The 12736-nt window shown below is 67.8% G+C and carries 16 protein-coding genes; 10 read left to right on the top strand and 6 right to left on the bottom strand.

Annotation, left to right across the window (positions count from 1 at the left end):
• Window positions 1–100 precede the first annotated feature (100 nt).
• From VMT65_RS34745 to VMT65_RS34735, 3 genes are read left to right on the top strand one after another with little or no spacing between them, the layout of a single operon-like run.
• Window positions 101–1030 (top strand): ABC transporter ATP-binding protein, encoded by a 930-nt coding sequence (locus tag VMT65_RS34745; protein WP_326312901.1) that lies wholly within the window; start codon window positions 101–103, stop codon window positions 1028–1030.
• Window positions 1027–1896 (top strand): ABC transporter permease, encoded by an 870-nt coding sequence (locus VMT65_RS34740; RefSeq protein ID WP_326312900.1) that lies wholly within the window; start codon window positions 1027–1029, stop codon window positions 1894–1896. The genes VMT65_RS34745 and VMT65_RS34740 overlap by 4 nt, the downstream gene beginning before the upstream one ends.
• Window positions 1886–2125 carry a helix-turn-helix transcriptional regulator gene (locus VMT65_RS34735; protein ID WP_442790359.1) on the top strand — a complete coding sequence of 80 codons (240 nt, stop codon included), beginning with the start codon at window positions 1886–1888 and terminating at the stop codon, window positions 2123–2125. Before VMT65_RS34740 ends, VMT65_RS34735 begins: the two co-directional genes overlap by 11 nt.
• Window positions 2126–2131: 6 nt before the next feature.
• Here VMT65_RS34735 and VMT65_RS34730 read toward each other — a convergent pair whose 3' ends face one another.
• Entirely contained in the window at window positions 2132–3058 is a 927-nt protein-coding gene (locus VMT65_RS34730) for an NAD(P)-dependent oxidoreductase (RefSeq protein WP_326312899.1), read from the bottom strand.
• A 92-nt stretch (window positions 3059–3150) separates the two neighbouring features.
• Between VMT65_RS34730 and VMT65_RS34725 the strand changes: the two genes are divergently transcribed.
• A complete protein-coding gene (locus VMT65_RS34725; protein WP_442790358.1) occupies window positions 3151–3507 on the top strand; it encodes a winged helix-turn-helix transcriptional regulator in 357 nt (118 codons plus the stop codon).
• A 1-nt stretch (window position 3508) separates the two neighbouring features.
• Here VMT65_RS34725 and VMT65_RS34720 read toward each other — a convergent pair whose 3' ends face one another.
• Window positions 3509–4630, bottom strand: a complete 1122-nt coding sequence (locus VMT65_RS34720; protein ID WP_326312898.1) for a glycerate kinase — start codon at window positions 4628–4630, stop codon at window positions 3509–3511.
• Window positions 4631–4728: 98 nt separating this feature from the next.
• Here VMT65_RS34720 and VMT65_RS34715 point away from each other — a divergent pair, with 98 nt between their 5' ends.
• On the top strand, window positions 4729–5052 hold the full coding sequence (locus tag VMT65_RS34715) for a GNAT family N-acetyltransferase (protein ID WP_326312897.1): 324 nt from the start codon (window positions 4729–4731) through the stop codon (window positions 5050–5052).
• Between the two features lie 7 nt (window positions 5053–5059).
• On the opposite strand, the gene VMT65_RS34710 is transcribed toward VMT65_RS34715, so the two are convergent.
• Complete coding sequence (locus tag VMT65_RS34710; RefSeq protein WP_326312896.1) at window positions 5060–5821, bottom strand: lysophospholipid acyltransferase family protein; 762 nt, start codon at window positions 5819–5821, stop codon at window positions 5060–5062.
• 135 nt (window positions 5822–5956) lie between these two features.
• Here VMT65_RS34710 and VMT65_RS34705 point away from each other — a divergent pair, with 135 nt between their 5' ends.
• From VMT65_RS34705 to VMT65_RS34695, 3 genes are all read left to right on the top strand, one after another.
• Window positions 5957–6571: a YqgE/AlgH family protein gene (locus tag VMT65_RS34705; protein ID WP_326312895.1), complete on the top strand. Its 615-nt coding sequence runs from the start codon at window positions 5957–5959 to the stop codon at window positions 6569–6571.
• A 62-nt stretch (window positions 6572–6633) separates the two neighbouring features.
• On the top strand, window positions 6634–7140 hold the full coding sequence (locus VMT65_RS34700; protein WP_157389599.1) for a sigma-70 family RNA polymerase sigma factor: 507 nt from the start codon (window positions 6634–6636) through the stop codon (window positions 7138–7140).
• Window positions 7137–7865 carry an anti-sigma factor family protein gene (locus VMT65_RS34695; protein WP_326312894.1) on the top strand — a complete coding sequence of 243 codons (729 nt, stop codon included), beginning with the start codon at window positions 7137–7139 and terminating at the stop codon, window positions 7863–7865. The genes VMT65_RS34700 and VMT65_RS34695 overlap by 4 nt, the downstream gene beginning before the upstream one ends.
• A gap of 3 nt (window positions 7866–7868) precedes the next feature.
• Here VMT65_RS34695 and VMT65_RS34690 read toward each other — a convergent pair whose 3' ends face one another.
• From VMT65_RS34690 to VMT65_RS34680, 3 genes are all read right to left on the bottom strand, one after another.
• Window positions 7869–8639: an ABC transporter permease gene (locus VMT65_RS34690; RefSeq protein WP_326312893.1), complete on the bottom strand. Its 771-nt coding sequence runs from the start codon at window positions 8637–8639 to the stop codon at window positions 7869–7871.
• Complete coding sequence (locus VMT65_RS34685; RefSeq protein ID WP_326312892.1) at window positions 8636–9592, bottom strand: ATP-binding cassette domain-containing protein; 957 nt, start codon at window positions 9590–9592, stop codon at window positions 8636–8638. The genes VMT65_RS34690 and VMT65_RS34685 overlap by 4 nt, the downstream gene beginning before the upstream one ends.
• Window positions 9593–9714: 122 nt before the next feature.
• Window positions 9715–10230 (bottom strand): EXLDI protein, encoded by a 516-nt coding sequence (locus VMT65_RS34680; protein WP_326312891.1) that lies wholly within the window; start codon window positions 10228–10230, stop codon window positions 9715–9717.
• A 138-nt stretch (window positions 10231–10368) separates the two neighbouring features.
• On the opposite strand from VMT65_RS34680, the gene VMT65_RS34675 reads away from it, so the two are divergent.
• Both VMT65_RS34675 and VMT65_RS34670 read left to right on the top strand, forming a co-directional pair.
• Entirely contained in the window at window positions 10369–12072 is a 1704-nt protein-coding gene (locus VMT65_RS34675; RefSeq protein WP_326312890.1) for a thiamine pyrophosphate-binding protein, read from the top strand.
• A gap of 3 nt (window positions 12073–12075) precedes the next feature.
• Entirely contained in the window at window positions 12076–12732 is a 657-nt protein-coding gene (locus VMT65_RS34670) for an SRPBCC family protein (RefSeq protein WP_326312889.1), read from the top strand.
• Window positions 12733–12736 lie beyond the last annotated feature (4 nt).

Below are 12736 nucleotides of genomic sequence, written 5' to 3'. Positions count from 1 at the left end.
TTCGAGCCGGGCCCTTTTTCGTCCCCCGAAAATAGCTTGAACCCGTCAAAATGTAGTAGGTATGCTACATATGATCCGGCTTCTACTACGGAGGGGTTTCATGGCGGTCGGCGAAGGCGTCGTACTCGACGTCGAGAACTTACGAATGCGCTACGGCACTCGCGATGTGCTCCAGGACGTCACGTTCCAGGCGCACCGCGGCGAGGTGCTGACGCTGCTCGGCCCGAACGGCGCGGGCAAGACCACCACCATCGAGATCCTCGAGGGCTTCCGCATGCGCTCGGCGGGGCGGGTCGCGGTGCTGGGCACCGATCCGGCACACGGCGACGAGGCGTGGCGGGCCCGGCTGGGCGTGGTGTTGCAGTCCTGGCGCGATCACGGCAAGTGGCGGGTGCGCGAACTGCTGCAGTACCTGGGCATGTTCTACGCGCCGTACTCCACCGCCGAGATCCAACGGCCCTGGGACACCGACGAACTCATCGCCGCGGTCGGTCTCACCGAGCACGCCGACGCCAAGGCCATGACGCTGTCCGGCGGTCAGCGCCGCCGCCTGGACGTGGCCATCGGCATTGTCGGCCGCCCCGAGCTGCTGTTCCTGGACGAGCCGACCGCCGGTTTCGATCCGCAGGCCCGCCGCGAGTTCCACGATCTGGTGCACCGGCTCGCCGACGACCAGCACACCACCATCCTGCTCACCACCCACGACCTGGACGAGGCCGAGAAGCTGGCCGACCGCATCCTCATCCTGGCGGGCGGGCGCATCATCGCCGACGGCTCGGCCGATCAGCTCTCCCGCCGCATCGCCGGTGAGGCCGAGGTGAAGTGGACCCGCGACGGGCAGCGCTTCGTGCACACCACCACCGAGTCCACCAAGTTCGTCTACGAGCTTTTCCAGCAGTTCGGGGAGTCGGTCGAGGAGTTGGAGGTGCGCCGCGCCTCGCTCGAGGACACCTATATGACCCTGGTGCGGCGGTTCGAATCCGGCCAAGGCGATACCGAATTGCACAGCCTGGAGGAGATGGTCCGATGAGAACCGCGGCACTCACCAATCCCACCTCGGTCGCGGTGCGGGCCGGATTCCGGCGCGGCCGCATCGAACTCGTCCAGACCCTCACCAATGGCATGGACGTGTTCTCGCAGTTCTTCTGGCCGGTGGCCACCATGGTCGCGGTGTTCTTCATGCGGCACGGCAGTTTCCAGGGCACCGGCGTCGGGCTGGGCACGCTGGCGCTGCCCAGCGTTCTGGGCATGCTGGTGGCGTTCACCGGCATGTTCGGCGTGGCCCAGGGGCTGGCGCTGGACCGGGAGGACGGAACCCTGTTGCGCGCCAAGGCGACTCCCAACGGGATGCTGGGCTATCTGATCGGGAAGGTCACCGCGGTCTCCGGGGTCACCCTGGTGCAGGTGCTGTTGATCCTCGGTTTCGGCCTGATCGCCATCGGCGGCGTGAGCCTGGACAGCGTCGGCTCCTGGGTCACCCTGATCGGTGTCCTGGTGCTGGGTCTGCTGGCCTGCCTGCCGCTGGGCGCGATCGTCGGCTCGCTGTTCGACAGCCCGCGCAGCGTCGGCTTCGTCTCGTTCCCCATCATGGGTGTCGTGGCGATCTCCGGAATCTTCTACCCGATCACCGGCTTGCCGGGCTGGTTGCAGGCGGTGGCGCAGGTCTTCCCGATCTATTGGATGGGTCTGGGCATGCGCTCGGCCATGCTGCCCGACAGCGCGGCGGTGGTGGAGCTGAGCCACTCCTGGCGGCATCTCGAGACCGTCGCGGTGCTGGGCGCGTGGGCGGTGCTGGGCATCGCGGTGGCCCCGATCGTGTTGCGCCGCATGGCCCGTCGGGAATCGGGGTCCTCGGTGGCGGCCCGCCGCGAGAAGGCCATGCAGCGTGCCTACTAGCGAGGTCATCTACAACCGGATCGCGATGCTGCGTGCCGAGCGCGGCATCTCGCGCCGGGAACTCGCCGAGGCGCTGGGGGTCCACTACCAGACCGTCGGCTATCTCGAACGGGGCGAGTACAGCCCGAGCCTGCACCTGGCGCTGCGGCTCGCGCAGTACTTCGAGGTGCCGGTGGAGATCATTTTCTCCACCACACCCTTTCCGCGAATCGGTTCCGAGAGCGCCTGATTCGGCTCAGGCGCGCTCGGGCACCGCGCCCATGATCTCGAAGGTCGAGACCGCCTTGCCCGCGCCCGCGCTGGCGGACACCGCCCGGCGCCAGAACGCCTGCGCCGTGTGCGAGAGGGTGGCGTCCACACCCACCTCCTCGCTGGCGTCGATGATGTGCTGCGCGCCCGCGTCCATCATCTTCAGCCCGGCCACATCGGCCCAGCCGCCGTTCTGGTTCTCCACCGCGAACTGCTCCATGAAGTACGGGAAGGCGGCATTCGACCGCACCGCGAACGGCACGAACTGCGCGATGTCGTGGCCGGAGCGGGCGATCATGGCCGTGGCCTGGTCGAAGGCCAGCAGCCAGGGGTGGAAGATGGTGAGCAGACCCTGGTAGAAGACCTGCGCCAGACCATCGTCGGTGCCCAGGTACTCCTGCGGGCTCAGCGGACGCAGCAGTTCGGCGTGCGCGTCGAAGATCTCCCGCGGACCGCTGTAGAAGATGTACGAGGCCGGATGCTCGATATTGTCGCCCGCCGACATGACGCCGCCGGACAGGAATTCGGCACCGCGTGCGCGCACCCAGGCGCCGCCCGCGCGGGCCTTCTCCGGCGAATCCGACGAGAGGTTGGCGATCACCTTGCCGCGCAGGTGCTCCGCGGCCGGACCCAGCACGTCGTACATGGCCGCGTAGTGGGTGAGGCTCAGCACGATCACCTCGTTGGCGTCGATGGCCTCGGCGACGGTCGCGGCCTTCTTCGCGCCGAGTTCGACCATGGCGTCGGCCTTCTCGGGGCTGCGGTTCCAGACGGTGACCTCGACCCCCGCCTTCAGGAACGACGTGACCATGGCGCGCCCCATCGGGCCCAGGCCGATGACGGTGACGGATCGGTTCTCGGACATGGATTGGTACTCCTCCGATTTCGATGGACTGGTGCAGCGCGCTGCCATCGATGGTGTGCCGGATCGGTAGCCTCGGGAAGACCGCACGTTCGCGTGGGGTTGCTTACCTGGAGGTTCGAAATCTGGTCGGAGAGGGCGCGATGAGTACCGAGGGTGACGTGGATAACACGCGGTGCGGCATGTCCGTGGCCATCGACGTGGTCGGCGGCAAGTGGAAGATGCACCTGATGTGGGTGCTGGCCGAGGGCCCGCAGCGGTTCGGGCAGATCCGCCGCCTGCTCACCGGGGTCAGCGAGAAGGTGCTCGCCGAGAACCTGCGCCAAATGGAGGCCAGCGGTGTCGTGCACCGCGAGATCTACCCGGAAATCCCGCCGCGCGTGGAGTATTCGCTCACCGAGCTGGGCTGGGAGCTGAGCGCGGCACTCCGCCCGCTCGAGGAGTGGGGCGACCGCAATCGCGACCGGATTCTCGGTCGCGCCCTCACCCCGGCCAGCTGATTCACCCCATACTTTCGGCGATTCGCGCACCGACGCGCGTCAGCAGCGCGGCGGCGTCGGCCATGCTGCGGGCCGGATCGGGCTCCAGATCCGACAGCGCGTAGGCGTCGGCGAATCCGGCGGCGCGCACCTGCTCCGGGGTGAGCTGGATGCGGCCCGAGACCGCGATCACCGGCACCCCGGCCGCCCGCGCCGCGTCGCCGACCCCGATGGGCGCCTTGCCGGACAGGCTCTGTCGGTCCAGGGAGCCCTCACCGGTGACCACCAGATCCGCGTCGGCCACCTGCGCCCGGAAGTCGATGAGGTCGAGAATCAGGTCGATGCCCGAGCGCATGCGCGCGCCCAGGACCGCGAGCGCGCCGAATCCGGTGCCGCCCGCCGCGCCCGCGCCCGGCTTGTCGGCCCATTCGGGACCCAGCACGGCGGCCCAATTCTTCAGTGCCGCTTCGAGAGTGGCGACCTGCTCGGGATTCGCGCCCTTCTGCGGGGCGTAGACGGCGGCCGCGCCGTTCGGTCCGAGTAGCGGATTGTCCACATCGCTGGCCAGCGTCACCTTCGAATCGGCCAGGCCCGGATGCAGATCGCTGCGGTCCACGTGCACCGCGCGCGCGAGTGCCGCGCCGCCGCAGGGCAATTCCTTGCCGTCCACGTCGAGGATCCGCAGGCCCAGGGCCTGCAACAGGCCCGCGCCGCCATCGGTGGAGGCGCTCCCGCCGAGCCCGAGCACGATATCGCGCGCGCCCCGGTCCAGGGCGTCCCCGATCACGTCCCCCACACCGTAGGTGCTGGCGTGCAGCGGATCGAATTGTCCGCCGGGCAGTCTCGCGAGTCCGCTCACCGCCGCCAGCTCCACCACCGCCGTCGGTCCGCGCAGGGCGTAGGAGGTGGTCACCGGTGCGAGGGTGGGGCCGTAGCTCTCGACCTCCACCCGCTCCCAGCCCGCGGCCACGAAGGCGTCGACGGTCCCGTCCCCGCCGTCGGCGATCGGCAGCTGCCGGACCCGGGTGTCGGGGGCGGCGCGGGTGATGCCCGCCGCCAGCGCGGCCGCCACCTGCGCGGCGGTGAGGGAGCCCTTGAACTTGTCCGGGGCCAACAACACCCGGCGCGGCGGTGGGTTCGTCACCCCTCCATTCTGATCATGGGTGTGGCAAACGACACGCCCGAGGCCACCCTTCTCGTATTCGGACAAATAGGCGCGTCGCGCGCACTAACGTCGTGCCCATGTCGAGTCAGTCGATCGAGGTCCGCAAGAACGACGCTTTGGATCGGTTCGAGTTGTTCGTCGACGGATACCTCGCCGGTGTCGCCGCCTACCAGGACACCGCCAATGAGCGCGCCTTCGTGCACACCGAGATCTATCCCCAATTCGAGGGGCTCGGCTACGGGCGCAAGCTCGTGCAGGGCGCGTTGGATCAGACCCGGGACGAGGGGTACGGGATTCTGCCCATGTGCCCGATGGTGCATCACTTCGTCGAATCCCGGCCGGAATACCTGGCTTTGGTGCCGCACTGGTCGAGAGAACGGTTGAACCTACCCCAGGGCTGAGCCCCCTTCAGTACGCCTTCACCGCGCCGTCGAGCGCGGTCTGCAGTTCGTCGCGCACCACCCGCGTGATCTCGGCGGGCTTGGTCGGCAGCTCCGCCACCGGCACCCCGAAATAGAAACTGGCCGAACGCGCTTCCTCCTTGGTCGGCTCCACCCTGGGATCCGGGCGCGGGCCGTAGCTCAGCCCCAGACTCACCAGCACCGGCCGCGCGCCGAGCTTCTTGGCCCGGAAAGCGATGTGCCCGATACCGGTTCCCACCGCCTGCACCTGCGTGGGGTCCACGTCGTTGCAGGTGCCCTCGGGGAACACCGCCACCCCGTCACCGCGCGCCATGCGCTCGGCGCAGATGTCGATCATGCGCTGCCCGGCCGCGTTCACCGCCCGCAACCCGTGGTCCTTGCCGCGGAAGACCGGAATGCCGCCCATCATGTCGATGCGTGCGCGCAGCTTGGGTTCGAGGAACAGTTCGTCCTTGGCCAGCACCCGCGTCCGCCCGATGACCGGCCGCAGGTCACTGCGCCAGGCCGCGGCGGCGACCGTATAGGGATCCAGCTGCGAGAGGTGATTCACCGCGATGAGCAGCGGACGGCCCTGGGAGATGAACTCCCGCAGGCTTTCCCGGGCCCCCGGGGCGTAGTCCACCCGCGGCCGGTAGCGTCGTCCCAACAGCCAGTAGGCCGCCCGCGCCTGCAACAGGTTCTGCCGGTGGTCGTGATAGAAGTCGTAGACGGCGTCGCTGTTCTCGAGGAGCACCTCGGGACGTTCCATAGCGCCCACCCTAGCTACCAACCGCAAGGTATGCGGGACAAGTTTTTCCGGCTCCGGGCGACCCCGCCACGGCACAAATGGGTAACCAGCAAATTAAGCAACGCAATTACCCTGTCTCAGTGCGATGATGGCGGGGTGGCACGCGCAGAGGAACACGGTGACCGTTCTCGACGCGAATTCCGGCACGAGGACCAGGTAGTTCGCCCCGGCACGCTCCTGGTGTCCGCAACCGATCTCGTCGAGCCGTCCTTTCGGCGGTCCGTGGTCTACATCCTCGAACACAATGACGGCGGCACCTGGGGCGTGGTCCTCAACAAACCCAGCGACACCGCCCTGCACGACGTTCTCCCCAACTGGTCGGAACTGGCCGCCGCGCCCCGCGCCCTCTTCATCGGCGGCCCCGTGAAACGCGATGCGGCACTGTGCCTGGCCACCATCAAGGTGGGCGCGTCCATCGCCGGGCTATCCGGGGTGCGGCGCGTCGACGGCCGCGTCGCACTCATCGATCTCGACTCCGATCCGGAGCAGATCGAAGGCCTGGTCGAGGGCGTGCGCGTCTTCGCTGGCTATGCCGGGTGGACCTTCGGCCAGCTGGAAGGCGAACTGGACCGCGGCGATTGGATCGTCCTGTCCGCCCTGCCCACCGACCCCCTCGCGGGCCGCGGCGACCTGTGGGCCCAGGTCCTGCGCCGCCAGCCCCTCCCGCTCTCGCTGCTGGCCACGCACCCCATCGAGCTCGAACGAAATTGACCGGCGCGCGAACAAACTGAACCGTCGGGACGTCTGTGTCGTGATCGATGCGGAGGTGAGCGATGCCGGAGGACCAGGCCGCTTTACTGCGCGCGCTCTATGAGGAGCACGCCGCGGCATTGTGGCGCTACACCTACGGGCTGGTCGGGGATCCGGGGCGGGCCGAGGACATTGTGCAGGAGACGCTGCTGCGTGCCTGGCAACGGCCCAATGTGCTGGATCAGTCGACGAGCTCGGCGCGGGCCTGGCTGTTCACGGTGGCACGTAATCTGGCCGTGGACGAACATCGCAGCGCGCGAAGTCGGCGCGAGTTCCGCACCGATCACCCGCCGGAGGTTCCCGAACCCGACAAAACGGATAGGGCCCTGGACGGGTGGCTGGTGGCCGACGCGCTGGCGCGGCTGAGCATCGATCACCGCGACGTCATCGTCCGTGCCTACTACCGGGGGCTTTCCACCCACCAGATCTCGGAGGAGCTGGAGATTCCCGAGGGCACGGTCAAGTCCCGCATGCACTACGGCATGCGGGCATTGCGATTGGTGCTTCAGGAGATGGGGGTGACGAGATGACCGAGGGCCATGAGCTGTGCGATGGCTACACCACGTGGGACGGCGCGTATGTGCTCGGCGCTCTCGCCCGGGACGACCGCCGCGAGTACGAGGAACATCTGTCCGGATGCGATGCGTGCCGCGCCGCGGTGGGGAAATTGGCGGGGCTGCCCGGCCTGCTGGCCCTGGTGGACACCGACACCGCGCTGTCGATCGCGGCGCAGGAGGATCCCCCCGAAACCGTGCCGCCACCGCCCGAGCGACTACTGCCGACGCTGGCGGCCCAGGCCGCCAAACGGCGGCGCCGGGGGCGATGGTGGACGATCGGCGGACCCGTGGCGACGGCGGCCGCGGCGGTGATGATCGCGGTCCCGGTGACCGCGAACGTCGCCCGCGAGGAGAGCCCGGCCCTGGTGCAGCAGGTGGTGGCGCAGGGACCGCTGAAGCCGCAGACCGACACCCCGATTCAGGCCACCTTCAAGGTGGTCACCATCAATGGCCAGACCCGGGTCGACATGTGGTGCCAGTACCCGCCGCCCGCCGACAAGGACGATCTGTCCTACATGTGGACACTGTCGATGTGGGTGACCCGCGACGACGGCGTGCAGTCCAAGCTCGCCGAGTGGACGGTCAAGCCCGGACAGACGCTGACTCCGGACGGCACCACGTCGGTGTCGCCGGAGCAGCTCAAGACGGTCGAGATCCGCAATATGTCCGGGAAAGTCCTTCTCGCGGCGGGTATCTGACCGCTATCGGGTCTTGCGGCGGAAGGTCGTGGTGGACCAGAGGTATCCGGCCACCCCGATCACCACGCACCAGCCCACCGCGAGAATCCCGTTGTGCCCGATCGGACCGCCCATCAGCAGCCCGCGCAGGGTTTCGGTGATGGGCGTGAAGGGCTGGTACTCGGCGAACTGCTTGACCCCGGCGGGCATGGTGTCGGTGGGCACCAGCCCGCTGCCGAGGAAGGGCAGGAACAGAATCGGCGTCGGCATATTGGAGGCGCTCTCGGGCGTCTGGGCGATCAGGCCGAAACCGACACCGAGCCAGTTCAATGCGAACACCGTCAGCGCGATGAGGCCGAAGGCGGCCAGCCATTCCAGCACATTGGCGTGCGGGCGGAACCCGATGGCCAGCGCCGTGAGCGTCATGGCGGTCACACCCAGCATGCCCTGGATGAGGGTGCCCACCACCTGCCCGGTCAGCACCGAGGCGTGCGAGAAGTGCATGGTGCGAAAGCGATTGATGATGCCCTTGGTCATATCGGTGGCCATGCCGACCGCCACGCCCGCGACCATGTACGCCGGAATGATGAGCATCATGCCCGGGGTCAGGTAGTCGATGTACTTGCCGCCGGTCGAGGATTTCAGCGCGCCGCCGAAGACGTAGTTGAACAGCAGCAGCAGAAACACCGGCATGATGATCAGGGCGAAGCTCATGCCGGGATACCGCTTGGCGTGCACCAGATTCCGGCGCAGCATGGTCTTGGAATCGGCGAAAGACGTACTCATCGTGGTCATTTGGAGACCTCCTGCTCCGCAGCATGCCCACCGGTGAGGGCGAGGAAGACATCGTCGAGGTCGGGGGTGTGCACGGACAGGCCCGCCGGTTCGACCCGGCCCGCATCCAGCCGATCGAGCACCTCGCGCACCGAACGCACCGCGCCATCGCTGGGAATGGCCAGGGTGAGATCCCCGTTGACCCGGGCCGCGTCACCGAAAAGCCGTGCGGCGGCCTCGAATTCGTCGCGCTGGCCGAAGTCCAGGCGGATGTAGCCGCCCGGCACCAGGCGCTTGAGCTGATCGGCGGTGCCCTCGGCGACCAGCTGCCCCTGGTGCAGGACCGCGATGCGGTCGGCCAGCTGATCGGCCTCCTCCAGGTACTGGGTGGTGAGGAAGATGGTGACGCCGCGGGCGGTCAGTCGCCGGATGACGTCCCACATGGCGCGGCGGCTGCGCGGATCCAGCCCGACCGTGGGCTCGTCGAGGAAGATGATGCGCGGATCGCCGACCAGGGTCATGGCCAGATCCAGGCGGCGGGTCATGCCGCCGGAGTAGCTGGAGGCGACCTTGTCCGCGGCCTCCTCGAGATCGAAGGTGGCCAGCAGTTCGGCCGCGATCCGGCGGTTCTCGCCGCGCGGCAGATGGTGCAGATCGCCCATGAGCAGCAGGTTCTCGCGCCCGGTGAGCAGCTCGTCGACCGCGGAGAACTGACCGGTGACGCCGATGACCGACCGCACGCCGTCGGCCTGGGTGCCGGGATCGTAACCGCCGACCGAGATTTCGCCGCCGTCGGCGCGCTTCAGGGTGGACAGGATCTCGACGGTGGTGGTCTTGCCCGCGCCATTGGGGCCGAGCAGCGAGAAGACACTGCCCTCGGGAACGGTGAAGTCGATGCGGTCGAGCACGACGTGCTCGCCGAAGGATTTGCGGAGGCCGGTGACCGCGATGGCCGCCGATCCGGGCTGGTTCATGACGCCCCTCTCTTTCATCAATGAATAGCCATGAATGCATGCGTCATCCAGGCCGTGGCCGCCGAGGCTCGCGGCCAAAGTGTTCGAGTCGCGCTGTTCAGTTGTGTGACAGGGTTTTTCGGCTAGATATCGAGGTCCTCGACCTGCGGGTGCTGGGTCGCGTCCACGACGCGGGCGTAGAGGGTGTCGGGAATCTTGCCCTTCAGATCGTCGATGGTGTCGAAGACCTCGAGGGTGAAGTCACCCCAATCCTGTTCGCCCAGACCGAGAAAGCGACGCCACTGCCGCCAGTCCTTGAGGACGTTGGTGTCGGTCGGGAACTCCGACCAGTTGGAGAAGTGGCTGTGTACCGCATACGCGCCTTTGCGGGTGCGGTACACCCGGATGTCCTCGATGCGCTCGTTGGCCATCTGGTGCCAGTGGGTGAGCAGCTGACCGGAGAACCGGACCTGCCGGACGCCGTCCTTGCCCACCTTCAGGACCACCTCGTCGTAGCCCTGTTGGCGGCCCTCCTCGAGCTCGATGAAGCGCCGCAACGCCGTCACGATCGCGCCCGACAGATTGCCCCCCACCAGTTCCTGCGCGCGCTGAAACAGCTTCAGGTCGTCATCGGATACGTAAATCGTCTTGTTCGGCATGCCCCCAACTATACGTAGATGTATACGTACACGGCAAGCCCGGTCGCGAAAAAGCGATATTGAACCGCTCACGACTCGCATTCGTATCCCGATTGAGGGTACTCGGGCACCGGTGGCCACCACCGAAAGGAAGCGCCCATGCACAGCGGTAAACGGGTCGTCGATCACCTGGTCAAGGCGGTTTCGGCCCTGGGCGTCCGGCACGTCTTCGGTGTCGACGGAGCGAATATCGAAGATCTGTACGACGCGGCCTTCGATCATCGCGACCTGCTCACCGCCGTGGTCGCCAAGCACGAGTTCGCCGCCGCCACCATGGCCGACGGGTACGCCCGCTCCACCTCCGGGCTCGGCGTCGTGTGCGCGACCTCCGGCGGCGGCGCCGTGAATCTCGTCGCCGGGTTGGCCGAGTCCCACGCCTCCCGGGTTCCCGTGCTGGCGTTGGTCGGGCAGCCCCCGACGGTCCTGGAGGGCAAGGGCGCGTTCCAGGACTCGAGTGGGCAGGCCGGTTCCTTCGACGCGGTCGCGCTGTTCACGCCGATCTCGCACTACTGTGCGCGCGTCGAGTCGCCCGCCGACCTGCCCGCTCACCTCACCCACGCCGCCGCCGCGGCCCGGCGCGGCGGACCCGCGGTGTTGTTGCTGCCCAAGGACATTCAGCAGGCCGAGCTGGTCGCACCGGACTTCGTGCCGCCCACGCACGCCTATCGACGCGATATCGAAAATCTGTGGCGGGTATTGCACATCGTGCGCGGCGCACGGGCCACCGGCAAGGTCGTGATCATCGCCGGGGATCAGGTGGCCCGTGATGACGCGCGCGCCGAACTGGCCCGATTCGCGGCCATCCTGGACGCGGCGGTCGGTGTCGCGCCGGACGCCAAAGACGTGTACCACCAGGCGGATCCGGGCTTCTGCGGCGTCTCGGGCAGCATGGGCAATCCAGAACTCCTCGACGCCCTGCGCGGGGCGGCGCTGTGCCTGCTGGTCGGCACCCGCATGCCGGTCACCGCGCGGGCCGGGATGGAGGACGCCCTCGGCGCGGTGCCGCTGGCGAGCATCGGTGTGATGCCGCCCTTTCTGCCCGCCCGCCACGCGCAGAGCAACGATCTGGCCAAGACCCTCGCCGAACTGATCGGCGAATTGGGTTCCACCGCGGGCGATCCCGAGCGCGAGGTGATTCCCCTGCGGCCGCGCGCTCCGCACGAGCCGCCGCTGACCTCGCTCTCGGTGCCGCCCTCTGACGGTCCGGGACTGCGCTACCGGGAGGTGGTCGAGACCATCAACGCGGCGCTGCCCGCGGGTGCCGACGTCTTCGCCGACGCGGGCAATACCGGTGCGGCCGTGGTGCATCACCTGCGCCTGCCCCGGCACGGGCGGTTCACGGTCGCGCTCGGCATGGGCGGGATGGGCTACGCGTTCGGGGCCGGTATCGGGTCGGCCTTCGCCCGTCACCGCCGCCCCGACGGGAGCGTCCGCCGTACCTACGTGATCGCCGGTGACGGCGCGTTCTTCATGCACGGCATGGAAATTCACACCGCCATCGAGCACGAGCTGCCGATCACCTTCATCGTTTTCAACAACAACGCACACGCCATGTGCATCACCCGAGAGCAGCTGTACTACGGAGACCGCTACAGCTTCAACCGTTTTCGTCCCGCGTATCCGGGCGCGGGCATGGCCGCCATGTTCCCGGATCTGTGCGCCCACGCACCGGAGTCCCTGGCCGAGCTCGACGCGGCGCTGCGGCACTGCGCCGATCGACCGGGGCCCTCGTTCGTCAGCGTCGACTGTGACCCCGACGAAATCCCGCCGTTCACACCGTTCCTGACGCCCCCCAGGAGGTAACCCGTGACCACCAGCGCCCTGCCCGCCCTCAGCGACATCCCCGAAGCCGTCCCCGGCATTCTGCGCATCGAGAATTCCGATCGCGACGCCACCACTCCGATCATCCTGGACATGCTGCGGTCGGTGTATCCGCACGACCAGATCTTCGGCGACTACTGCCCGGTCCAGGGCTATATCGAGGCCCCGCCCCGGGAGCTGTACGAGTACCTCGCCGATACCCGGTGCCTGGAGGAGTGGACCTACAGCCTGCGGGGTTTCACCGAGACCGACGAGCCGGGCCTGTGGGTCTCCTACGACCGGTTGGGCGACAGCACCAAGATCTACACCCGCACCGTCGCCAATCCCGATGCCATGACGGTGGATTACCACTGCGCCTGGGATCAGGGCGAGCACCTGTGGATGGTCTATCTGATGCGGGTGGTCGATGCCCAGGTGGTGTTCGACAAGCCGGGCTCGGTGGTGCTGTGGACGAACTGCCACCACCCGTTCTACGACAAGAACCCCTATAAGGACACCGCGCCGGACAAGCGCAAGGTGTGGGTGGGTGACTTCTGGGAGATGTTCTCCGCCGGGCACCAATTGGAGCTCGACAACCTCAAGGCCATCGCCGAATATCGCGCGTCGCACGGCCTGCCGATCAAGCCCGCCTGGATGGAATGAGTTG

This window comes from Nocardia sp. CDC153, from assembly GCF_035818515.1.
Lineage (GTDB): Bacteria > Actinomycetota > Actinomycetes > Mycobacteriales > Mycobacteriaceae > Nocardia.
The sequence above is the reverse complement of the archived record's forward strand: the minus strand, read 5'-3'. Positions and strand labels throughout refer to the sequence as shown.

Bases quoted from the DNA above. Each gene is read 5' to 3' on its own strand.
- VMT65_RS34715 (WP_326312897.1), top strand. From the start codon at position 4,729: ATGTCGAGTCAGTCGATCGAGGTCCGCAAGAACGACGCTTTGGATCGG.
- VMT65_RS34690 (WP_326312893.1), bottom strand. From the start codon at position 8,639: ATGACCACGATGAGTACGTCTTTCGCCGATTCCAAGACCATGCTGCGC.
- VMT65_RS34745 (WP_326312901.1), top strand. From the start codon at position 101: ATGGCGGTCGGCGAAGGCGTCGTACTCGACGTCGAGAACTTACGAATG.
- VMT65_RS34680 (WP_326312891.1), bottom strand. From the start codon at position 10,230: ATGCCGAACAAGACGATTTACGTATCCGATGACGACCTGAAGCTGTTT.
- VMT65_RS34710 (WP_326312896.1), bottom strand. From the start codon at position 5,821: ATGGAACGTCCCGAGGTGCTCCTCGAGAACAGCGACGCCGTCTACGAC.
- VMT65_RS34700 (WP_157389599.1), top strand. From the start codon at position 6,634: ATGCCGGAGGACCAGGCCGCTTTACTGCGCGCGCTCTATGAGGAGCAC.
- VMT65_RS34675 (WP_326312890.1), top strand. From the start codon at position 10,369: ATGCACAGCGGTAAACGGGTCGTCGATCACCTGGTCAAGGCGGTTTCG.
- VMT65_RS34725 (WP_442790358.1), top strand. From the start codon at position 3,151: ATGAGTACCGAGGGTGACGTGGATAACACGCGGTGCGGCATGTCCGTG.
- VMT65_RS34695 (WP_326312894.1), top strand. From the start codon at position 7,137: ATGACCGAGGGCCATGAGCTGTGCGATGGCTACACCACGTGGGACGGC.
- VMT65_RS34740 (WP_326312900.1), top strand. From the start codon at position 1,027: ATGAGAACCGCGGCACTCACCAATCCCACCTCGGTCGCGGTGCGGGCC.
- VMT65_RS34685 (WP_326312892.1), bottom strand. From the start codon at position 9,592: ATGAACCAGCCCGGATCGGCGGCCATCGCGGTCACCGGCCTCCGCAAA.
- VMT65_RS34730 (WP_326312899.1), bottom strand. From the start codon at position 3,058: ATGGCAGCGCGCTGCACCAGTCCATCGAAATCGGAGGAGTACCAATCC.